Origin of the sequence: Adlercreutzia caecimuris B7 (assembly GCF_000403355.2) — a bacterium.
GTDB classification, from domain to species: Bacteria; Actinomycetota; Coriobacteriia; order Coriobacteriales; family Eggerthellaceae; genus Adlercreutzia; species Adlercreutzia caecimuris.
Genome location: NZ_KE159646.1, coordinates 2656828 through 2679063, shown reverse-complemented (window position 1 = coordinate 2679063; position 22236 = coordinate 2656828). Strand labels below are relative to the sequence as shown.

At 61.2% G+C, this 22236-nt stretch carries 13 protein-coding genes and 1 rRNA gene; 1 reads left to right on the top strand and 13 read right to left on the bottom strand.

The annotated features are described in order from the left end of the window. Positions 1 to 246: 246 nt before the first annotated feature. From C811_RS14530 to C811_RS14505, 6 genes are all read right to left on the bottom strand, one after another. Positions 247 to 1756 (bottom strand): 16S ribosomal RNA (locus C811_RS14530). 420 nt (positions 1757 to 2176) lie between these two features. Next, a complete protein-coding gene (locus C811_RS14525) occupies positions 2177 to 3091 on the bottom strand; it encodes an anti-sigma-I factor RsgI family protein (protein WP_016310457.1) in 915 nt (304 codons plus the stop codon). Then, a complete protein-coding gene (locus tag C811_RS14520; protein WP_022926678.1) occupies positions 3088 to 3582 on the bottom strand; it encodes an RNA polymerase sigma factor in 495 nt (164 codons plus the stop codon). The genes C811_RS14525 and C811_RS14520 overlap by 4 nt, the downstream gene beginning before the upstream one ends. Before the next feature lie 13 nt (positions 3583 to 3595). Then, the gene (locus C811_RS14515; RefSeq protein ID WP_016310455.1) at positions 3596 to 4174 is read right to left on the bottom strand and encodes a hypothetical protein; all 579 of its coding nucleotides are present in this window, start codon (positions 4172 to 4174) and stop codon (positions 3596 to 3598) included. A gap of 118 nt (positions 4175 to 4292) precedes the next feature. Beyond that, on the bottom strand, positions 4293 to 5504 hold the full coding sequence (gene tyrS / locus C811_RS14510) for a tyrosine--tRNA ligase (protein WP_016310454.1): 1212 nt from the start codon (positions 5502 to 5504) through the stop codon (positions 4293 to 4295). Positions 5505 to 5591: 87 nt separating this feature from the next. After that, on the bottom strand, positions 5592 to 6635 hold the full coding sequence (locus tag C811_RS14505) for a response regulator transcription factor (RefSeq protein WP_016310453.1): 1044 nt from the start codon (positions 6633 to 6635) through the stop codon (positions 5592 to 5594). A 211-nt stretch (positions 6636 to 6846) separates the two neighbouring features. Between C811_RS14505 and C811_RS14500 the strand changes: the two genes are divergently transcribed. Beyond that, positions 6847 to 8661 (top strand): FAD-dependent oxidoreductase, encoded by a 1815-nt coding sequence (locus tag C811_RS14500; protein WP_016310452.1) that lies wholly within the window; start codon positions 6847 to 6849, stop codon positions 8659 to 8661. A 242-nt stretch (positions 8662 to 8903) separates the two neighbouring features. On the opposite strand, the gene C811_RS14495 is transcribed toward C811_RS14500, so the two are convergent. From C811_RS14495 to C811_RS0104205, 7 genes are all read right to left on the bottom strand, one after another. Further along, positions 8904 to 10298, bottom strand: coding sequence for an ATP-binding protein (locus C811_RS14495; protein WP_016310451.1), 1395 nt, complete (start codon positions 10296 to 10298; stop codon positions 8904 to 8906). A gap of 135 nt (positions 10299 to 10433) precedes the next feature. Further along, on the bottom strand, positions 10434 to 13037 hold the full coding sequence (locus C811_RS14490; RefSeq protein ID WP_016310450.1) for a U32 family peptidase: 2604 nt from the start codon (positions 13035 to 13037) through the stop codon (positions 10434 to 10436). Positions 13038 to 13247: 210 nt separating this feature from the next. Beyond that, positions 13248 to 13754 carry a hypothetical protein gene (locus tag C811_RS14485; RefSeq protein ID WP_016310449.1) on the bottom strand — a complete coding sequence of 169 codons (507 nt, stop codon included), beginning with the start codon at positions 13752 to 13754 and terminating at the stop codon, positions 13248 to 13250. Between the two features lie 161 nt (positions 13755 to 13915). After that, positions 13916 to 16180 carry a transglycosylase domain-containing protein gene (locus tag C811_RS14480; RefSeq protein ID WP_016310448.1) on the bottom strand — a complete coding sequence of 755 codons (2265 nt, stop codon included), beginning with the start codon at positions 16178 to 16180 and terminating at the stop codon, positions 13916 to 13918. Positions 16181 to 16447: 267 nt separating this feature from the next. After that, complete coding sequence (locus C811_RS0104210; RefSeq protein WP_022926676.1) at positions 16448 to 18664, bottom strand: C69 family dipeptidase; 2217 nt, start codon at positions 18662 to 18664, stop codon at positions 16448 to 16450. A 427-nt stretch (positions 18665 to 19091) separates the two neighbouring features. Continuing rightward, complete coding sequence (gene argH / locus C811_RS14475) at positions 19092 to 20483, bottom strand: argininosuccinate lyase (RefSeq protein WP_016310446.1); 1392 nt, start codon at positions 20481 to 20483, stop codon at positions 19092 to 19094. A gap of 33 nt (positions 20484 to 20516) precedes the next feature. Continuing rightward, positions 20517 to 21917, bottom strand: coding sequence for an argininosuccinate synthase (locus tag C811_RS0104205; RefSeq protein WP_016310445.1), 1401 nt, complete (start codon positions 21915 to 21917; stop codon positions 20517 to 20519). Between the last annotated feature and the right edge of the window lie 319 nt (positions 21918 to 22236).

The following is a 22236-nucleotide window of genomic DNA, read 5'->3' as shown; positions in this document are numbered from 1 at the left end:
AGATCTATGAGAATTAAAAATCCGTCGTAAGATAAAAACATACGTTCGCGATCGTGATGAATCGTCGTGTCCATGATGCGAACACCCATCGAACCTAAAGCCTCAGCTTAGGGAATTGATGTAGGTGTTGATCATGTGCGACATTTTCATGTCACGCGCTATGCAGCTGTCAAGGTGCCGGGGGCCTCAAGGGGCCCTCGCAGCCGGATGCTGGGGAATGGAGAAGACGGCCTAGGTTCTCCCTAGAAAGGAGGTGATCCAGCCGCACCTTCCGGTACGGCTACCTTGTTACGACTTCACCCCCCTTACCCTCCACACCTTCGACGCCTCCGCCCCCAGGGGGGTTCGGCCGGCGGCTTCGGGTGCAGACGACTCGGGTGGTGTGACGGGCGGTGTGTACAAGGCCCGGGAACGTATTCACCGCGGCGTGCTGATCCGCGATTACTAGCAACTCCGGCTTCACGCAGGCGGGTTGCAGCCTGCGATCCGAACTGGGGCCGGCTTTCCGGGATCCGCTCCCCCTCGCGGGGTGGCAACCCTCTGTACCGGCCATTGTAGCACGTGTGCAGCCCAGGGCATAAGGGGCATGATGACTTGACGTCGTCCCCACCTTCCTCCGGCTTGACGCCGGCAGTCTCCCGCGAGTCCCCAACCTAATGCTGGCAACACGGGACGGGGGTTGCGCTCGTTGCGGGACTTAACCCAACATCTCACGACACGAGCTGACGACAGCCATGCACCACCTGCGCGCCCTCCTCTCGGCCACCGCGTCTCCGCGGCTTCAGGCGCATGTCAAGCCCTGGTAAGGTTCTTCGCGTTGCTTCGAATTAAGCCACATGCTCCGCTGCTTGTGCGGGCCCCCGTCAATTCCTTTGAGTTTTAGCCTTGCGGCCGTACTCCCCAGGCGGGATACTTAATGCGTTGGCTGCGGCACGGAGGGGGGATCCCCCCACACCTAGTATCCATCGTTTACGGCTGGGACTACCAGGGTATCTAATCCTGTTCGCTCCCCCAGCTTTCGCGCCTCAGCGTCAGTGACGGCCCAGAGAGCTGCCTTCGCCATCGGTGTTCTTCCCGATATCTGCGCATTCCACCGCTACACCGGGAATTCCGCTCTCCTCTACCGCACTCGAGCCGCCCAGTCCGGAACCCGGCCCGAGGTTGAGCCCCGGGGTTAGAGGTTCCGCTTAGGCGGCCGCCTACGCGCGCTTTACGCCCAATGAATCCGGATAACGCTCGCCCCCTACGTATTACCGCGGCTGCTGGCACGTAGTTAGCCGGAGCTTCTTCTGCAGGTACCGTCTTGGATCTTCCCTGCTGAAAGCGGTTTACGACCCGAGGGCCTTCGTCCCGCACGCGGCGTTGCTGCGTCAGGGTTTCCCCCATTGCGCAAAATTCCCCACTGCTGCCTCCCGTAGGAGTCTGGGCCGTATCTCAGTCCCAATGTGGCCGATCGACCTCTCAGTCCGGCTACCCATCGTCGGCTAGGTGGGCCTCTACCCCGCCTACTACCTAATGGGCCGCGACCCCATCCCGCGCCGTCGGGGCTTTCCCGCCGCCCCCATGCGGGGGCCGCGGAGTATCCGGTATTAGCCGCCGTTTCCAGCGGTTGTCCCGGAGCGCGGGGCAGGTTGGTCACGTGTTACTCACCCGTTCGCCACTGTATGTCCGCCCGAGGGCGGTTTAACCGTTCGACTTGCATGTGTTAGGCACGCCGCCAGCGTTCATCCTGAGCCAGGATCAAACTCTCCGTTCAAACAGCGTCCTTCCGGGCGCCACAGATCGTGTGAGTCTCGATTCTGTTTGAAAACTCTCCGTCGGGGCACGCGGCCCCTGACAGGGAAATTGGTAAAGCTTTTCGCTTCGAATGTCCGTCTGACGCCCGAGATGAATCTCGGGCTTCCATCCTCAGTATCCGGTTGTGAAGGTGCCGCGGGGCCTCTCCCCGCCGCCGTCTCTCGCGAGCGGCGCAAGGAAGTACTTTACGCTTATCCGTTTCAACTGTCAAGAACTTTTTTCGAAATTTTTTCGATTGCCGTTCCTGCGGCCGGCTCGGTGAGCCCAACGCTCTCACGATGGAGAGTCGCCGTCCGCGCCTTCCTCAAACGCGGGTTGAGTATATTACCCTTCTCGCCTAGGGAGCGCAAGAGGTATTTTCAATATTTTTGAAAAAATTTTAGCTACGATGACGCCCATGCCCGTCGCCATGGCCTTTCCCATGGCCGTTATTATGCGAGTTATCAGGTATTTCTTCGCCTTGGTCGTCATTTTCCCCATGGCACGCGTCGATATGGTCGCGCAGCTGGCGCATGGACATCCCCGCACAGTCTTCCAGAGTGTAGGAAGGATCGAGCTCCATAAGCTCGCACGCTGCCTTATAGCGCCCCACGCACAGTCCGGCAGCCGATGCCTCTTCGCGCATCTCCGCATCGGCCCGGTGACAGGCATGGACGCCGGGCATAGAGGCCAACGCCGCATCGCTGTCCTCTATAAGAGCGTTGGCCTGGTGACCGTTTTCAGTGATTACGTTGATATCTATAAGACTGTCGTCGCTCACGTAACGGGCCAGTATCTCGCTACGGGTCAGGGCGTCGATGGCCTCGCGATAGGAGCGGTGCACCACGGACACCGCGTCGATCACAGAGCGCCCATCTTCGTTGAGAGCATCAGCGCCAATGACGATGCCAAAGGGATTCACGGTTAGCTCGATGGCAGGGTTTACGTCGATGTCCACATAGGCGGAAGGCGTTTGGTACACCCCATAGACGCCGAATGCAGCCAAGACCAGCAGAAGGCACGCGGCCAGCGCTGCCACGAAGCGGGGACGGGGACGCCAGGGCGCAGGCGCAGAGTTTCTTTTCGCGGCCGCTCTTTGCGCTTCGGAACAATCCGAGAACGCGAGAGCTTCGCTAGGCACGATTGCCTCTTCAGCGGAAGGAAGAAGGCCGCTCCGCTCGCGTGTCAAGGTTTCGCCGGCTCCCCCTTGACACGCGCGGACCTCTTCAATGGCAGCCAGGGCGCGATTCCGCACAGACGGGGGAAGGTGCTGACCGTCGTAGGCTTCGCGCAAGCGCTGTTCGATATCGGTCATCGCAGAGCCTCCTTCAGCGTCTTCTTGCCACGGGCGATCCAGCTGTAGACGGTGTTCGCCGGGACATCCATCATGGCGGCGATCTCAGGGGCCGTATAGCCCTCGTAAAGGGCGAGGTACACGGGGGTGCGGGGCGGATCGTCGAGGTTGCTCATGGCATCGAGCACCTCGGCGATACGGGAATCGGGCTGGACGGCGGGGTCGCTGGACACGGGAGCGTCGGCGGTGCAGCCCTCCGCCTCCAGCGAAGGCGCGTTCCATGCAACTCGTCGCTGCATATCGCGGCAGGTATTGGCGGCGATGCGGATGAGCCACGCCTTGCGATGCTCCTCGTCGGCAAAGACCTTGTCATCGGCGAGAGCGTACTTCAAAAACACATCCTGGAAGGCGTCTTCCGCATCGGCGAAACGGCGCAGGGCATTAAGGCAGACGCGCCAGACGGTGTCGCCGTGGCGCGTCATGGCTTGCTCTATGTCGTCAGCAGGTCGCACCGATCAGGGTCGGCTAGCGCATGCACCCGTGACCGCGGCCGTGACCGTTGCCGTGATGACCGCGGCCGGCGGTGCCGTCCTCGTAGCTGTCGCAGACGCCGTTGCCGTCGGCATCGGCGTAGCCGGGACAGTTCGCGCCGTTGCCCAGGCAGTTGTCGCAGATGCCATCGCCGTCAGCGTCGGCGTAACCGGAGCAGGCACCGGCACCGCGAGGACAGCTGCCGCCGTAGCTGCCGCACGCCCCGCTACCGTTGTCATCGACGTAGTTAGGACAGGCGCGGCTCGCTGCACCGCAGGTGTCGCACAGCCCGTCGCCGTCGGCATCGACGTAACCGCCGCATGCGCCAAAGCGACCCTCAGGATGGTGGTAGCCGTAGGCGCTGAACCCATCGGGCTGAGCTTGGGGCGCGGGAGCCTCTTCGGCCGGAGCTTCAGGAGCCGGATCGACCTTGGACTGTATAGCAGAACGAGCCGTCTCGATCGGCTCCGCGGGGGCGAAGACCGGGCTCGGAGCGAGGGCGGCAAACGCCACTGCCGGTACGCACAGGGCCACAACGAGCGCGACGATAATGGCGAATGTAGACTTTTTCATGGTTCAAGTTCCTCCTCGAGTTCTCTTCCATCTCTGCAAGTAACACGATTCAGCCTTGCGAATCCTTGCAAGAAATTTGAAAAACTTTTCGGAATGTCCGGTGCCGGCGCGAAAAGGCCTACACGAGGCGGACGAACTTGCGCTTGCCCACCTGGATGACGGCGCCTTCCAGCAGGGCCGGCTCCACATTGTAGGCCCTGGAGGCCAAAGCCTCGCCGTTGACCTTCACGCCGCCCTGATTGATGAGGCTGCGCGCCTCGCTCACGCTGCTCGCGAGCCCCGCCTGGTGGATGAGGCGCGCCACATAGACGAGCCCCTCGTCGTTGGGGGTCAGGTCGGCGGCGAACTCGGCAATGTCCTCGGGAACGGCATGCTGCTTGAACACGAGATCGAAAGCGGCCTCGGCCTCTTCAGCCACAAGACTACCATGGTATGCGGCCACGATGTTGCGGGCGAGTGCCCGCTTCACCTTGTTGGGATGCAGCTCGTCGGCCGCCAACCCCGCCTCGATGGCGTCAATCTCGTCGACGGACTCGGTGGAGGCCAGACGGTAGTACTTCACCATGAGCTCGTCGGGGATGGACATGACCTTGCCGAACATGTCGGCCGGCTCGTCGGTGAGCCCGATGTAGTTGCCGTAGCTCTTCGACATCTTCTTCACGCCGTCGGTGCCCTCCAGAAGCGGCAGAGTGAGGCAGACCTGGGGCTCCATGCCCATCTTCTCCATGAGCTCGCGGCCGGCGAGCAGGTTGAACAGCTGATCGGTGCCGCCCAGCTCCACGTCGGCCTTGATGACCACGGAGTCGTAGGCCTGCATGACCGGGTAGAGGAACTCGTGCAGGCTGATGGACTGGCCGGACGTGTAGCGGTTGTGGAAGTCGTCGCGCTCCAAGATGCGGGCCACGGTGAAGTTCGCCAGCAGCTTGAGAAGGGACTCCATGTTCAGATCGAGGATCCATTCGGAGTTGTAGCGCAGGGTGGTCTTCTCGGGATCGAGGATCTTGAAGGCCTGGTCCACATAGGTCTGGGCGTTCTCCTTAATCTGCTCGCGCGAAAGCTGCGGGCGCGTGGAGTTGCGCCCCGACGGATCGCCGATAAGCGCCGTGCCGTCGCCGATGATGAGCGTGACCTGGTGCCCGAGGTCCTGGAACTGGCGCAGCTTGCGCAGCGGCACCGCATGTCCCAGGTGAATGTCGGGGGCCGTGGGGTCCACGCCGAGCTTGGCGTTCAGGGGAACCCCGCGCTTGAGCTTCTCCAGAAGCGCCGCCTCGGGCACGATCTGCGCCGTACCGGACTTGATGATGTGCAGTTGCTCTTCGGGAATAAGCATGGTGCCTTCGCTTTCCGTTGGTGTATCGGTTAGTAGCCTTATATAAGTGTAGGAATTCTAGCACAGAAGAATGTGAGCGATGTTCGATTAGTCGAGCGACTCGATAAAGTCGAGAAGTTCTTCGCGCGTATGCACCCCCAGCTTCTGGTAGATGTGTTTGACATGGGCCCGGGCCGTGTTGTCGCTAATATAGAGTTTCTGGGCGATCCAAGAGGCCCGCCTCCCTTGAATGAGAAGGTCGAGCACCTCGCTCTCACGGTTCGTGAGCTTGAACTGCGAGAGCTTTTCGCCATCCAGCTTTCCAGAGGACGTTTCAGCGAGGCGCTTCTCCAGAAGCCGATATTCCCGGAGTATCTCGAGAGCACTCAAAGCAATAAGTGCAATGAGGCTAATACGCCAAAGGGCATTAGCCACCTCGTCACCAAGAACGACAAAGGAAAACCCGGACGCAAGCCATACCGCCACGTTGAGAATCACGATAAGCAGCCCAACGGCATAAAACGCTTTCCGACGAATGCTCACCAAATCCATGATGACAATAGCCGACAGAAACGAAGAAGAGAACCCCCAAGGGAGAGCCGTGCTTACAGTGCGAGCCTCGCCAGACAAATCTGCGCTCACCCACGGCACCACCAAGAGAAGCAGACAGGCCAAAATGGCGTAATAGCGAAAATTGACGATACTTCTGATGTGAGTGCGAACCATCACAAGGCATAGAGCGCAGAGAAGAGCCCCCGCGCAAACGCACAAAAAGCTATCTCGTGTTTGGAGCACCATGCTGTAGTGCTCAAATATCATGGCCGCCCACCCAATCCCCAACGAGCATTGACACACCAAGCAACCTGCGAGAGGAATAGCAACAGCCCTTAAGGACGACAATATATCCTTCCCGAAAAGCGGGGCGGTATCGTCGTCGGTCTCGCTAGAGGACGATCGCAACACGTTGCTTCTCACGAGCAAAAGCACAACGGCAACAAGCACTGCAGAAGCGATGATGTCAACGGCCATGATGTTCCCCACAAGGGCAGACAGCGCAAGGGATACAATGGCTTTGCCCGCAATGACTGCGCTGAGAATCAAAAGATTCCTGGCGTAAATAGGATTCAGGTCTGTGATGGCGTTCGTTTTCATAGGGCTCATTATCTTGCAAATCGCCCATCTTTGACAGAATCGCGACCTGGGGTTTCTTAGATATTACCCAAAACGGTTATGCCTTTGGTGCAAAAAATAACCAATTCTGGGCGTCGAAACACTCATCCACGACACGCAAAATCATTTCTCAGACAGGCCACCAAGCCTAAAGAAGAACCTCGAGCAACGAGGCAAACAAAGGAGGATTGAAATGAACAAGGAGCAGATTTCGCGTCGCAGATTCCTTAAGGGCGCTGGGCTGAGCGCGTTGGCGGCATCGGGGCTGGGCGCTGGACTACTGAGCGGTTGCGCGCCGCGAGCCAATGAGGCCAACGCGGGCGCCAGCGACGACGGACTAGCAGAGACCGGACAGCCTACAAGCGTAGGCGACGCTCAAGCCAAGGGAGACCTCACCTGGCTCGGGCCCGAACCGGCCGACCCAGAGAATATCGAAGAGGAACTGACGGCCGATGTGGTCATCGTGGGCTGCGGCACAGCCGGAACCTGTGCCGCCCGAGCAGCGGCGGAGGACGGCGCCTCGATCATCGTCGTCGAGAAGGCCGACCACGCGGCCGTATGTCGCAGCGGCCAATGGGCCGTCATCGGCGGCGAAACCAATAAGCGCTGGGAGCGCGGCGCAGGGCAGGCGAACTATGTCGACCCCGATGAGGTCGTCGAGGCGGTCATGACGGAATGCCAGTACTATCCGAACCGCACCCTGCTAAGCAAATGGGCACACAACAACGGCGAGGTGTTCGATTGGTTCATTGCCGCTAAACCCGATTTGTTCATCAGCGCAAAGTCGACCGATCCGCTCCCCGCCGTTACGTCCGAAGAGGATTGCTCTCTATGGGTTCGCCACTATCCGGCGCCTGAGAACTTCGACCTTTCCAAAGAGCGCGTCAAGGAATTTCAGAGCAGCGTATCGTTCAACCCTTCCCAGCAGCCCGTCCTTGCAGCGAACTGGAAGAGGGCGGAAGAGGCGGGTGCGATTTGCTACACTGGCCATTTCGCAGAGAAGCTCATCAAGGAGGGCAATCGAGTAACCGGCGTATTTGTCCGCAACGCAGAAACCGGGGCCTACAAGAAGATAATGGCGAACAACGGTGTGCTGCTCGCCGGCGGCGACATCTCCAACAACCTCGAGATGAATGCGTACTATGCGCCCGATTTGGTATTGAACGGTATCCAGAACATGTGGTCCGACATGGACGTGGAAGGCAATTTCACCAACACCGGCGATTGCGAGAAGATGGGCGTCTGGGCTGGCGGAAAACTTCAGCAGAAAGCAGCCCCCATGGTTCATTATATGGGAGCCATGTCGACCATTGGCGCCGCCCCCTACCTTAGCCTGACCCTGACCGGCAAGCGCTTCACCAACGAGGACATCAGCGCACTCCAGTTCCAAAGCGCCGCCGAGCGCATCCCCGGCAAGGCTTTCTATACGATATTCGATGCCAAATGGCCCGAGCAGCTTCAGGCCTTTCAGCCCCGTTTCGCATCTACCAACTACGTGGTCGATACGCCGACGCCAGAAAATCTGCTCATCAACGACGTGCACCCCTACGTTACGCGTGACGCCATTGAGAAAGCCTGCAAAGAAGAGGGGCCCTTCAGCATCGTCAAGGGAGAGACCATAGACGAGCTTCTTTCAAAGCTAGAAGGACTTACTGATGCGGCAGCGGCAAAGGCATCCATCGAACGATACAACGAGCTCGCCCATAGCGGTAAGGATCTCGACTTCGGCAAGCCGGCGAGCCGTATGTTCCCCATCGAGAACGGTCCCTTCTACGCATTCCAAGGCGGCATGAACGTTAATCTCGCTACGCTTATGGGACTCATCGGGGACGAAGACTGCCATGTCTTCGATGAAAACGACGAAATCATTCCCGGCCTTTACATTGCCGGCAACACCCAGGGCGAGAGGTTCTCTGTGAACTACATCCCCACCATGAGCGGCATGTCCCACTCGCTGTGCATGTACTACGGCTATGTCGCCGGCAAGAACATGGCACGGGGCATCTAGACCCAAAGCGTCCGATAACCGTACCCTCCCCTTACGCCCTGGCATTATTGCCGGGGCGTTTTTCATATCTGGCATCCCATCCTGGAAACAGCACAAGCGCTGCCTTCCGCATGGCATCAATGGAAAGCTAAGGGCTAGGCTACGCCGCAGTAGAGGTGGCCGGAGGTGGTGTTGGGCATCTTTGCGATGGCGTTGCCGTCGTTTTGGGCCACGTGGCGGGCACGCTGCCGAAAATAGGAGACCTATTCAAACAGAAAAACGTCCGCACGTTCATCGGCCAGGGCTTTGAGAGCGTCGCTGAAACCGCTCATGCTGAACAGGACGAAAAATTCGACCCGATTCGGGCTTCCCCATGTTACGTTTCGACTCTTTTCCTCAAGTTCCGTAAGCACGTCAACGCCAATGGGACGCGTTTTAAACTTGCATTCACCGAAGACAATCGCGTTATCACTTTCCGAAAGCCCCACAACGTCTATCTCGCAGTCGTGAGCATCCCACCAACGGCCTACTTTCTCGAGAAACACCGGGACGACACCCTCGGCCGACAATTCCCAGAGGCGTCCGCGGCAAATTTCCTCGTACACATACGCGACATGCCGATCGACAAAGCTCTTCTTAAGGCGCTCGAGCACCACCTTCTCATGGCCCGATTCCAGATAGCTCAGACCGGGCTGCACGAACTGAAACCAGAATTGAAGAAAATTGTCCTTTACGCGGTAGAGGCTCTTCTTGCTATTTTCCGGACTCTTCTCGGTCACCGGAACCTCGCGCTCAATCACATCGAGGGAAACCAGGGTCTTGAGGTGACGGGAGAGCCCCGTTTGAGAGACTTCGAGCCGCGTGGCTATGGCGCCCACCCTCTGATTGCCCGCAGCAATGGCCTTGATAATGGAGAAATAGCTTCCGATTTCCGTCACTTCCTTCTGAAGGAGGAACGTGGGCTCATCGAAGAGAAAGCTGTCGGGATTGAGGATATTGCGGCTGATGGCGCGGTAGATGTCAGCATCGTCCTCGAAGAGCTCGATGTACTTGGGTATACCTCCCGTCACGCTATAGAATTCGACGAGTTCGCGGCGGCTCTTCTTCTTGAAAAACTCGTGGTAATAGGAGAACGGGAGCGCTCTCATGTGAATCTGCGCCGTGCGCCTTCCGTACAGGGGGCTTTCATAGTCGAGCACCTGCGAGCTCATGAGCGTGACAAGCGAGCCGCAGAGGATCACCATCACGTTATGCCTGCTCAAAATAGTGTCCCACACACGCTGGAATATTGAAGGGAAGGCCTCGTTGGCCTTTCCGAGATATTGGAACTCGTCGATGACGAGGACGAGCTTTTCGCTGGATTGCCCTTCCGCCACCAGCATCTCAAAAAGGGGCTCCCAACGGCCGAACGCAACCTGAGGCATAAGCGGATTGCCCAGATAGTCGGCCACCATATCCCGGAATGCCATGCGATTTTGCGCTTCGGATTCCTCTGTCGCCAAGTAATAGAGGGCGCTCTTGCCGCGGCAGAACTCGTTGATGAGCGTCGTTTTCCCGACACGACGCCTGCCGTAGACGACAACGAAAGAGGAGCCGTCTCTACGGTATTCCTGCTCAAGCGTTCCCATCTCAGAGACGCGATCGACAAAGCGAGCCACGAGAACCTCCCAGCGTCAGCTCCAAACCTCTGAGTCATCCTAGCACGTTCGGAGAGGAAAGGAAAGATTATGCAGCGTTACATTATGTTGTACTGCATAATCTTTTGCATTACTTTCGGATTGACCGGAGATTGGCTAGGAAACGCCGCGGTAGAGGTGGCCGGAGGTGGTGTTGGGCATTTTCGCGATGGCGTTGCCGTCGTTTTGGGCCACGTGCAGGGCGCGGATGGCGCGGCCGACGGCGTGGGCGGTCTCCTCGGCGTTCATGAGGGTAGCGTCCACCATGAAGGCGGAGATGCCGGCGGCCATGAGCTCGGGCATGGACGAGGCCACGTCCAGCTCCACGGCGTTGTACAGATGGCTGCGGCCCATGGCATCGGTGATGACGGGGAACTCGAAGCCCTTGCGATCCTTGAGGAAATGGGGGCTCTTGCGGCGGGAACAGGTGGCGCAGTCCTCGTTGCAGGGGCCCTGGCTCATGAGCATGCAGTGCTCGGTGACCATGAGCTCGGTGGCGCCGATGAGCAGCACGCCCAGCTCCAGCGGGGCATCGTGGGCAAGGTCCTCGATCTGGCGCAGGGTAAGCTCAGGGGAAAGCCACACGCGCTCGGCTCCGTACATCTCGCGCACCGTGCGCAGGGCCAGCTCGTTGGTGACGGGCACGTGGGCACCGACGCTGATGAGCGCCCCTTCCTCATCGGCCCGCTCCAGGGAAGCGAGGCTCTCGGCCATGAGCGGCTTGCCCCCATCGGCGTACTTCCACACGTCGTAGGCCACAGCGGCCTCGCGGGACAGACCGACGGCCTCGTGATCGACCACGGGCATGATGGGAATGCAGCCCTTGGGATAGCCGGCCTGCTCGGCGGCAGCATTCTTCTGGCCGGCGATGACCGCCTCGCCCCGGCGGTAGTTGAGGGCCGGCACGTAGATGAGATGCGCCCCGGCGCGCTTGGCGGCGCGGGCGCAGGCGGGGTTGGTCACGGTGACGGCGATGCGGCAGCCGGACGGGTGGGCTGCGGGCAAAGGCTCGCGATCGGCCACCCGGGGCAGGCGGCGACCGGCCCAGGGGGCGTTCAGCGCTGCGGCGAGATCATCGAGGGCCCGGGCCCGCACGCCGTGAAGGGCCGAGAAGCCGATGCCGACCCCGTCGTCCATATCCACCGTGAGGCGCACCAACTGGAAGGGGGTGTTGCCCAGGCGGTCGACGTGGGCCGCCACGTCGTCGAAGGAGACGGGGCGGGTGCGGGCCGTTTCCACCGGCGCGCCCTCGGCGCTGCCCACGGGAACTTCGGGAAGCATCTGGAGACGGCGGGCGATGGCCGCCGTGGTGGCCAGGCCGTCGGTCGTCGCGCTGTCGAGGGCCTCGGTCAGGGAGTCATCGTCGATGAAGCCGACCTGCCGCAGATCGGCCACCGTCGCAGGGTGGAACTCCACGGCAAGAGGCTCCCCCACATGAAGCGTGGCCACGCCCACGATGGGAACCAGGGGCTCGCGAGCATCGTCGGCGAAGGCGGCCTCGGCGCTGCGCACGCGGAAGACGCGGTCGCCGGCACGCACCGTGCGCGTCTTGCTGTCGAGGGGGATGTGGTAGCAGCCCTTCCGATCGGTGCGCACAGGGCCCAGGGTAGCCACGGCGTTGCCCTTGCGGGTCCAGAATTCCAGCACGTCGCCCTCGGCCAGGACCTGGGAGCTGCTGAGGAAGGCGGCCCCGTCGCGCACCTCGTCCACCCGGCCGAGGAACAGACCGCGGTTGTTGGGGCGCTGGTAGCTCATGATGGCGTTGCCGCGCTCCCCTTCCAGATAGGCCGTGGTGAAGCCGCGGGAGAAGGCCTCGGTCAGGCGCGTGCGGTCGTCGTCGGTGACCGGCGCCGTGGGAACGGGGGCCTCGATTGCATCCTCAGTGGCATCTTCGGCTGCTCGGGCGGCCAGGGCGCCGTCGAGGGCCTTGCGGTAGACGGCCACCACGGCGGCCACGTACTCGGGGGACTTCATGCGACCCTCGATTTTAAGGGAGGCCACACCGGCCCCCACCAGCTGGGGCACCATATCCACCGTGCAGAGATCTTGGGGCGAGAGCAGATGACCTCCCGGGGAGGGCAGGCTTTTCTGCAGCGCGCCGTTCTTCAGCTCGTAGGGCAAGCGACAGGCCTGGGCGCACATGCCGCGATTGGCCGAGCGGCCGCCGATCATGGAGGACATGAAGCACTGGCCGGAATAGCACACGCAGAGCGCCCCGTGAGCGAAGACCTCCACTTCCATGCCCTCCTCGGCCGCGGCGGCGCACAGCAGCGCCACCTCGGGCAGCGAGAGCTCGCGGGCCAGCGTGATACGCTCGGCGCCCAGGCGGGCCGCCGCCCGCACACCGGCCAGATTGTGGGTGTTCATCTGGGTGGACAGGTGCAGCGATGCCTCGGGCAGCGTGCGGGTGATCTCGGCAGCCAGGCCGATATCCTGCACGATGAAGCCGTCGGCGCCGGCGCGGTAGGCCTGGCGCACGCATTCCAACGCCGCATCTACCTCGCCCGGCAGGATCACCGTGTTCATGGTCACATAGACGGAAACGCCGCGCAGATGCGCGAAATCGCAGGCCTCCCGCAAGGTCTCGATAGTGAAATTGTCGGCCCCGCGGCGTGCGTTGAACGTCTCGAGCCCCAGGTACACCGCATCGGCCCCCGCCGCCACCGCCGCATGGAGCGCCACCACATTCCCGGCCGGCGCCAGCAGTTCCACGTGCTTCACGTTATCTCTCCTCATCACGCAAGTTCGCCCAATCCTCGTCATAGGTTCGCCCAAGGAACTCAGCGAGGGCCCGACAGGCACCTGCCTCTGCGCTGAAAAGCGGCCAAGCGTACTTCGTACGTGAGGGTAAGCTTTGAAGCGCAGAGGCAGGTGCCTGTCGGGCCCGCAGCATCGGCATTCTCGTTGTTGCGTCAGCAACAACGAAATAGCCTAGTCCTCGTTGAGCTTCAAGGCCTCTTCGTCAGCGGCCTTCAGCTTGCTTATACCGTCGTTGTACTTATCCTGCACTGCTTTGATGCGCTCGTCGTAGGCGCCATAATCGAAGGGGTGCTCCTCGGTGGCGCTATCGATCTCGGTATACAGGTCGATGTAGTCGTTCAAGGCGCCCTTCAACGCATTGCATCCGTCCACATACCCCGATTGCAGGCCCTTCATGGCATCAGGGGTGTCGATGGCGGCAAGCGCGTCGATAGCGGAGAACGCATTGTCGGCCTGGGTGCGCATAGTCACAACGTCGCCGCGGGCCACGGCATCGTCGAAATCGCCCAAGCGGCTGTTCAGGTCTTCCATGGCCTGATTCACCTTGGTCATGTATGTGCGATTCGCCCGCTGCTGGTCGGTAGCGCCGGTGTTGGGCGACATGCAGCCCGCCAACAGCCCCGCAAGCAGAACGGTGCTGCACACCGTGGCGATCAAACGGATAAGGTTGCGTTTCATGAATGGACTCCCGTCATGCGCCCGATGGCGCTTCTCGTTTCTCCGTGCTATCGAAGCTTTCCCGCAAGGACGCTCCGCTCGTTGTTCACGACCCATGATAGCAGCCCGCTCAGGCAACGGCGCCGCTGTCACGGGATCGCAATATTTAAGCCACGGCCACGTTATGCGGCCGCATCTCCCCCTTCGCCACCGGGATCGGGCGTAGGCTCGGGGGTCGGTTCGGGCGTGGGCTCGGGTTCGGGCGTGGGCTCGGGCTCGGGTTCGGGCGTGGGCTCTGGGGCCGGCTCGTTCCCGCCGTTGCCGTTACCGTTGCCGTTCCCATTGCCATTACCGTTGCCGTTGCCGTTTCCATTGCCGTGGCCGTCATCGCCGCCGCCCTCTTCGCCTTCTTCGCCCTCTTCGCCTTCTTCGCTTTCCTCGTCCTCGTCGTCCTCATCCTTCGGCTTTACCTTGGTGGCGTCCGAATCGTTTTTGCTGTAGTAGTAACCACCGATGTGGTTCTCCTCGTCGCGATAGTCCTTCTGATACTCGGGCTTCTCGGCTTCGAAGAACGGCTCGATCTGGTCGGAGGGAATCACCCGATCGATGAAATCGCCGAACACGCTAGCCGCCGTCGTCCAGGGAGATTGCGCCTTCGAGTAGTCGCTGCGGTCGCCCAGCCAAATGGCTACCGAGTACTGGGGCGTGATACCGCAGAACCAGCTGTCCTTCTTGTCGTCGGTGGTACCGGTCTTGCCGCCCGCCTCCTGGCCGTTGCTGGGCTTGGCGGCCTTACCGGTGCCGTTGTCGATAACCAGCTCCATGCAGTCGATGCCGGCACGCGCCACCTCCTTCGAGAAGACGCGCTCGCCCTCGGGGTCGCTGTTGTCCACGATGACGTTGCCCTCGCGATCTTCGATTTTCACGATGCACTCGGCATCGTAGTGCACGCCGCCGTTGGCCACCGTCGCGTAGGCATCGGCCATTTCGAGCGGGGTGACCGAGGCAATGCCGAGCGTCAGACCGGCCACCGAGGGCATGTCGGCCTGAATGCCCATGGCCTTTGCCGTCTCGATGACCTTGTCGACGCCCACCGTGAGCAGCAGGCGGATGAACGCGGTGTTAGACGACAGGCCGAAGGCGCTCTTGATGGTGCGCGTCCCGAAGTCGGCGCGGTCGTTGTTGTACACCGGCTCGCCGCCCTCGAGGTCGACCTTGTAGCCGGCGTCCACGAGCACGTCGGGATCGATCCCCTCTTTCAGGCAGGCCATGAGCGTGAACAGCTTGAAGGCCGAACCAGCCTGGCGGCCCGTACCGCCTTCGCCTGTAGCCATGTTCACCTGGGACTTCTCGTAATCGTGGCCGCCCACGAGCGCATCGATGTAGCCGTTTTCCGGATCGACGACGGCCATGGACACCTCGAAGGGATCGCCAGCCTCCTCTTCCTTTTTGGCCGCAGCCTCTTCCGCTGCCTTCTGCACATCGATGTCAAGCGTGGTGATGACCTTCAGGCCGCCCTTGAACAGCTCGGAGGTGGAATAGGCGTACTTTCCATTGGGATCGGTCAGCTGGTTGCGCACGTAGCTGGTGAAGTAGGGATAGGCCAGAATGCCGGTCATGGAGGGCTCGGAGGGATCGAGCTCGATAGGCTCCTCCTTCACTTGGGCCGCCTCTTCGGGGCTGATAACACCGTTTTTCGCCATGCGGTCGAGCACGAGGTTGCGGCGCTTCAGGCAGTTTTCGGGGTAGTCGATGGGGTTGTTGTAGGTGGGCGACTGCGGAATGCCCACGAGCGTGGCCGCCTCGTTGACGGTGAGGTCCTTCGCGTCCTTCGAGAAGTAGCGCTCGGCGGCGGCCTCGATGCCATAGGCGCCCGAGCCGTAGTTGATGGTGTTCAAGTACATGAGCAGGATCTCGTCTTTGGTGTACTGCTGCTCGAGCTTCTGGGAGATGTACATCTCGCGAATCTTGCGCTTGAAGGAGATGTCGCGCATCTCGTCGGACAGGATGGTGTTGCGCACGAACTGCTGGGTGATGGTGGACGCGCCCTCGAGCGCGCCGCCCATGAGGTTGTTCACGAGCGCACGGGCCACACCGAGGTAGTCAACGCCTGCATGGCTGTAGAAGCGCTCGTCCTCGGTGGCCACCGTGCCTTTCAGCACGTACTCGCTGATCTGGTCGAGAGCAACCGGTTCGCGGTTCTCCAGCTGAAACTCGGCGAGCAGCGTCGTGCCGTCGGCGGCGTAGACCATGGTGGGCTGCGCGGTGTTGTAGGCGTCGGCGTTCTGATAGTCGGGAAGATCTTCCAACCACGAGTTGCACAGGCTGTACACGCCGAATGCGGCAGCCGCGACGGCCAGCACAATGACCGAGATAATGCCGAGAACCGGCGCCTTCTTGTTTTTCGTTCGAGTGCCGTTGCGGCGCTTCATTGCACGTGAACCCACGAATACCTCCATCAGTTATAGGTATTCGTTATTTTAGCATCGAGGATACCCGGCCACGACTTGCGCACATCCTCTCGGGAAAAAGCACAGAGGCCCGACGCTCCTTCCAGACGTCGGGCCCCACAGCGAGGGTGTCGGCGCATCCGCCCACAGGCGGCATCCTGCGCACCGGCACCTTGTGGTTAGAACCGCTGCCAGCCTTGAAGCGGTCCCGAATGCGCCCCGCAACCGAGGGGAGTCCGGATGCGGGTCGCGGTCAGGATGAGGTTACTTCCGGGTCTTCACGGCCTTGGCCTTGGACCAATCGGAATAGTAGGTGGTCGTCTTGCCGCCCACCTTTACCTTCTTATAGGTGCGCATCTGCACGTAGTACTTCTTGTTGCCCTTGAGCTTGGACACCTTGAGCGAGGTCGTCTTCGCCGACTTCACGGTCTTCACCTTGGCCGACTTCATCGACTTCTTGGTGGAGAAGCGAATCTGGTAACCCGTGGCCTGGGCCTTCTGCTTCTTCCACTTCACCGTGAAGGACTTCTTGCCCTTCACGAGCTTGGAAACGCCCGTCTTCTTGGGGACGATCTTGAAGGTCTTGGTCACCTTGCCGGTGTAGGAGCCCTTGCCGGTCACCGTGATGGTGGCTTTTCCGACGTTCTTGTTGGCCTTGTAGGACATGGTGTAGTCGGTGTTCGCCTTCAAGGTCTTACCGGCTACCTTCACGGTCACCTTCGGCTTCAGCGCCTTACCAGTGTAGGTGTACTTGGACTTCGCCGTGCTCACCTTCGCCTTGGCGATAGAAGTCGCCGCCGGCGTCACAGGCTTGTCGGGAGTGGCGGGGATGACGCTCGAAGCATAAGCCAGCGGCGTCACCAGACCTTTCGTGGCGGCATTGTAGTCGCTTGCCTGGAAGGGCTTGGCCTGGTCGCCCTTGAGATAGGCGCGCACCTCCTGCAGTACCTTCTCGCACTTAGCCCAGGTCTGCTCAGCGGCCACATCGGCTGCTTTGTTAGCCAACGCTTGACGCTCAGCCTTGGGAGTCTTCTGCATTGTCGCGTCAACCTGCTTGTGCTGAGCGATGAGGTCGTTCTGCACTGCATCGAGGTAGGCGCGCAAACCAGGGGCCACTTTCGCGCGGTTGGCATCCCCCAACGTGTTCAAATCCATCATGACGTAAGGAAGATACTGGTCCCATGAACCGGCCTGCAGAGCCGCATCCACGCCCTTGTCCTTCTGACCCTCGTGAGCGTCGTCCATGTACACGTCACCGTACCGATGGTTCACCGAGGTCAGCAATGCGGAATAGGTGGGAATTTCCACGTTGAACTCGCCTGGAGCCAAGCCTTCCCACTGAATGGTTGCAATCTCGGGATCCATGCCACGGCGAATCTCGAAGAAGTTCGTTTCCGTCGTGCGCTGGCTACCAATGGCCGTTACCGAAGTGACGTTAGAATCAACATCAGTGCCCTCGCCTCGGTAGGCGAAGAAGTTCAGACCATCCTTGACTGTGTAGTTGCTGCGGCCAGGCTTAAAGAACTGAGTGGGCTTCGTGAGTTTCGTTACTGCACCGTCTGCCGCCTCATAATCCAGGCCGTTCATTGCATCAAAGAAGTGACGTCCCTGGATGTAGCGCGAATTGCCGCTATCAGCCTTGCCGTAGGTCTCGGGAACATTGATGGTGCCATTCTCGTTCAACACCAGGAAGCTACCCGCGCTCGCCTCTTTGGGCATCTTGATGATGTCCTTCGAGCACAGGATGTTCTTGCCTACCACCGGCGTCGGGTCGTTCTCAGATGTAGGACGAATATCCAGATCGACGCGCAGGTTGCTCATGTTCGGATTAACCGATACGCCGTCTTCAGGCAGTTGGTAGGCCACCCACTGGTGACCCGACAACACGCAGAACAGCCAGCTCTCCTTATTGTCGGAGATAATAAGCTGATCACGGCCGCACGAACCCTTCTCATCGATGATGCGACCGATCAATTCCACACCTTCGCGCGCAGTAGCGCTCTGACCGAGAATCACGCTTGCGTAATCGTATTCGCCAATGCCTGACTTTACACTGGGGTCAGCGGCTTTCGCCTGATCGTTGTAAGCCGTCGTCAGCGTTGCGGAACAGGAAACTCCTTTTTCGTTAATGCCGGCCTCGGAATAGGCATTGGGCTGGTTGCTCCACTCCTTATGATTATCACGTACAAAGGTGTACCGATAGGTGGGCTTTTCGGCATTCCACTTGAAAGAGCTATCTACTCCATTTTCAGCAGAATAGTAGAGAAACCCCTTGGGATGAGCCTGCTCAACCCCGAAAATCTTGAAATAACGGCTCGAATAGTCTTCAGAACGCCCGAAATACCATACGCCTTGATCGGCTGTATAGGCATCGGGAATCCACACTTGCGTGCAGGCAAGGGCCTCGAGGGGGACGCCGGCTACGAGGGTGCCGGCGAGCGCCAGAGGCAGGGCGATCTTGCCGATTTGAGAGAGCTTCATACACTCCCCTTTCTCCATCTTCGGCCGCACGCGCCCCACAGGCGGCGCGGCTCCTGTCAAAGATCGAGAACCTGGGCAGTCTCGGACGTGCGCACGGTTTTTTTCGTTCAACCGGGGCCGTCCAGTCTCCTCGAACGGAGACAAGCCTAGCAAAAGAGCACCCCCCCCCCGCAAGAGTTTTAGCAGAGAAATTGTCGAAGGAGACAACGCTCTGAACAGGTGTTTTACTAATCTAAACCCAACTTACACCCTCATCGATGACCTAAATTCGTGTCAATAGGAGCCATCGCGCGCCTCTCAAGAGACTTTATCGACGCCGGCACAAACGAATCCGGGGCGCCCAAACCCTCCCGGGCACCCCGGATTCACATGCGACATACTATTACGGGAACCGCGAACCCGTGCGAACAGCCGGTGGCACTTCCCTCTACAGCCGTGTGTGGTCGGCGGCCAGGGAGGCCTTCACCTCAGTAAGCTGCTCGCGCACGGCGGCGTGCCCTGTGCCGCCATAGGTGGTGCGGGCGGCCACGATGGCTTCCAGATTCAGGCAGCTCGCAATGTCAGCCTCGAACAGATCGCTTTCCGCTTGGAAATCGGCCAGCGCGAGATCTTCCAAATCGCAGCCCTGCTGCTCGCATCTCAGCACGAGGCGCCCCACCACCTCGTGGGCGCGGCGGAAGGGCAGGCCCTTCTTCGCCAGATAGTCGGCCACATCGGTCGCCGCCAGATAGCCCTTCTGCGCCTGGGCCATCATAGCCTCGGGATGCACGGTCATGGTGGCAATCATCCCGGCGGCGCACACGTAGCAGTCCTCCAGGGTGTCGGCGGCGTCCATGGCCCCTTCCTTGTCCTCCTGCAGGTCCTTGTTGTAGGCCAGCGGCAGCGACTTCAGCGTCATCATGAGGGCCATAAGATCGCCCACAACCCGGCCCGATTTGCCGCGAATAAGCTCGGCGAAGTCCGGGTTCTTCTTCTGGGGCATGATGGAGGAGCCCGTCGAGTAGGCATCGGACAGCGTGATGAAGCCGAACTCGGCGGTGGACCAGAGGATGATCTCCTCGCACAGACGCGACAGGTGCAAACACGACACGCTGCAGGCGTAGATGAGGTCGAGCAGGAAGTCGCGGTCGGACACCGCATCGAGCGAGTTGGGAATAGGAGCCGCGAAGCCGAGGGCGGCTGCTGTGGCGTGCCGGTCGAGCGGGTAGGTGGTGCCGGCGAGCGCCGCTGCGCCGAGGGGGCTCCTATCGGCTGCGGCCCGCGCGGCGGCCAGGCGCTCGAAGTCGCGGGTGAGCATCCACACGTAGGCGAGCAGGTGGTGTGAGAAGAGCACCGGCTGGGCGTGCTGCAGGTGGGTGTAGCCCGGCAGGATGACGTCGAAGTGCTCCTCGGCCTGGGCGATGAGCGCCTCGCGCAACGCCACGTTCGCGGCCATGAGGTCGGTCGCGCGCTGCTTGGCGTACAGGCGCATATCGGTGGCCACCTGGTCGTTGCGCGAACGGCCCGTGTGCAGCCGTGCGCCCGCGTCCCCAATGCGGGCCGTCAGCTCCGCCTCGATGGCCATGTGCACGTCCTCGCTCTCCTGCACGTCGAAGGCGAGCGCGCCGGCCTCGATGTCAGCCAGAATGCCGTCGAGGCCGCAGGCAATGGCCGCCGCATCCTCCTCGCCGATGATGCCCTGGGCGGCGAGCATGGCTCCGTGGGCCTTCGAGCCCGCGATGTCCTGGGCGTACATCTTCTGGTCCACGGGCAGCGACGCCCCGAACCGCTGGGTGAAGGCGTCGGCGCCTTCGGTGAACCTTCCCGACCACAGTGCCATGATTGCTCCTTGCTGGTAAATGCGGCCCGCGCCCTAGGCGACGACGGCCCCGGCGTCTTCCAAAATCTCCTCGGCCTCTTCCACCACGGCCTGGTAGGCGGCATTCGTGGCGTCCACATCGGCAAACGACGGCATACGGGCATCGTTGGCGAGCCGGTTTTCCGCCCACACCTTGCAGGACAGGCCGTGGATGTCGATAAAGCCCTTCGCCGCCGCGTGATCGAAGGCATCGGAGGCGTCGTAGGTGGCCAGCCCGAAGTCGTACAGCGAGAAGGCGCTCTTGCGACCTACCACGGTGCAGGACCCCTTGAAGAACTTCAGCTTCACCGTGCCCGTCACGCACTGCTGGGTGTGGCCGAGGAAGGCATCGAGCGCTTCCTTCAACGGCGAGAACCACAGGCCGTTGTACACCTGCTCGGCCCAGGTCTGCTCGATGGCGAGCTTGTGGTGCAGCACGCCCCGCTCCAGACAGAGGTCCTCGAGGGCCTTGTGGGCCTTGATGAGGGCAAGGCCCGCGGGCACCTCGTAGCACTCGCGGCTCTTCACGCCCACAAGCCGGTTCTCCACCATGTCGATGCGGCCGAAGCCGTGGGCCCCGGCGATCTCGTTCAGGGCGTAGATGACACCGAGGAAGCTCATGGCCTTGCCGTCCACAGCGCAGGGGATGCCCTCCTTAAAATCGATCTCCACGTAGGCGGGCGCATCGGGGGCGCACGCCGGGTCGGCGGTCATGGTGTAGATGTCCGCCGGCGGCTCGCACCAGGGGTCTTCCAAAACACCGCACTCGATGGCGCGGCCCCACAGGTTGTCGTCGATGGAATAGGGAGCCTCGGCCGTGGCTTTCACCGGCACATTGTGAGCCGCGGCCCAGGCGATCTCATCGGCCCGGCAGCCCAGATCCCAGTCGCGTACCGGCGAGAGGATCGTGAGCGCGGGGTCCAGCATGAGCACAGAGGATTCGAAGCGCACCTGGTCGTTGCCCTTGCCCGTGCAGCCGTGGGCGACGTACTTGGCGCCGAACTGGTGGGCCACCGCCACGAGATGCTTGGCGATGAGAGGACGCGACAAGGCGCTGACGAGGGGATACTTGTTCTCGTAAAGGGCATTGGCGGCCAGAGCGCAGGTGAGGTACTCGTTGGCGAAGGTCTCGCGCATGTCCACCACGGCGCACCCGATGGCGCCGGTGGCGAGCGCCTTGGCCTTCACGGCCTCAAGCCCGTCGTGTTCCTGGCCCAGATCGCCCACCACGGCGATGACGTCGAGGTTGTATTCCTCCTGCAGCCACTTGATGCACACCGAGGTATCGAGACCGCCAGAATAGGCGAGCACCACGCGCTCCTTCTCACCCGGCGCCGGCGCGGCGGAAAGCTGCGGGACGTCGTGGAGAGAAGAGGCGGACTCGTGGGCGGAAATGGAATGGTTGCTCTTGGTCATGATCGTACCTTTCTTGCGTGGGCATGAGCCTGAAACGGGAGTGCCCGGTTCGCAAAGGCGCGATTCAAGAAGAGGGGAGATACACCACAGCTTTCTCACGAGCCCGGACGGCCCGCCTTCGGCCCGTCGGGATAAGGAGACGGACCGCGGGGAGAGGCTCCCCGCGCGTTCGTCTGCGTTACGCGCGTCGGCGTCGCAGACCGCAGCTACGTCGGCGTCGGTCGGCGATAGCCGTGGTGAAGATGAGGGGAGCAGCGCACAGAACAGCCGCGGCAGTGCCGGCGGCGTTCGCGATATGTGCGGTTCCGTTGATCACGGG

Excerpts from the sequence above, each read along its gene's own strand:
- C811_RS14525 (WP_016310457.1), bottom strand. The coding sequence starts at position 3,091 with ATGACCGATATCGAACAGCGCTTGCGCGAAGCCTACGACGGTCAGCAC.
- C811_RS14515 (WP_016310455.1), bottom strand. The coding sequence starts at position 4,174 with ATGAAAAAGTCTACATTCGCCATTATCGTCGCGCTCGTTGTGGCCCTG.
- tyrS (WP_016310454.1), bottom strand. The coding sequence starts at position 5,504 with ATGCTTATTCCCGAAGAGCAACTGCACATCATCAAGTCCGGTACGGCG.
- C811_RS14505 (WP_016310453.1), bottom strand. The coding sequence starts at position 6,635 with ATGAAAACGAACGCCATCACAGACCTGAATCCTATTTACGCCAGGAAT.
- C811_RS14500 (WP_016310452.1), top strand. The coding sequence starts at position 6,847 with ATGAACAAGGAGCAGATTTCGCGTCGCAGATTCCTTAAGGGCGCTGGG.
- C811_RS14485 (WP_016310449.1), bottom strand. The coding sequence starts at position 13,754 with ATGAAACGCAACCTTATCCGTTTGATCGCCACGGTGTGCAGCACCGTT.
- C811_RS0104210 (WP_022926676.1), bottom strand. The coding sequence starts at position 18,664 with ATGAAGCTCTCTCAAATCGGCAAGATCGCCCTGCCTCTGGCGCTCGCC.
- argH (WP_016310446.1), bottom strand. The coding sequence starts at position 20,483 with ATGGCACTGTGGTCGGGAAGGTTCACCGAAGGCGCCGACGCCTTCACC.
- C811_RS0104205 (WP_016310445.1), bottom strand. The coding sequence starts at position 21,917 with ATGACCAAGAGCAACCATTCCATTTCCGCCCACGAGTCCGCCTCTTCT.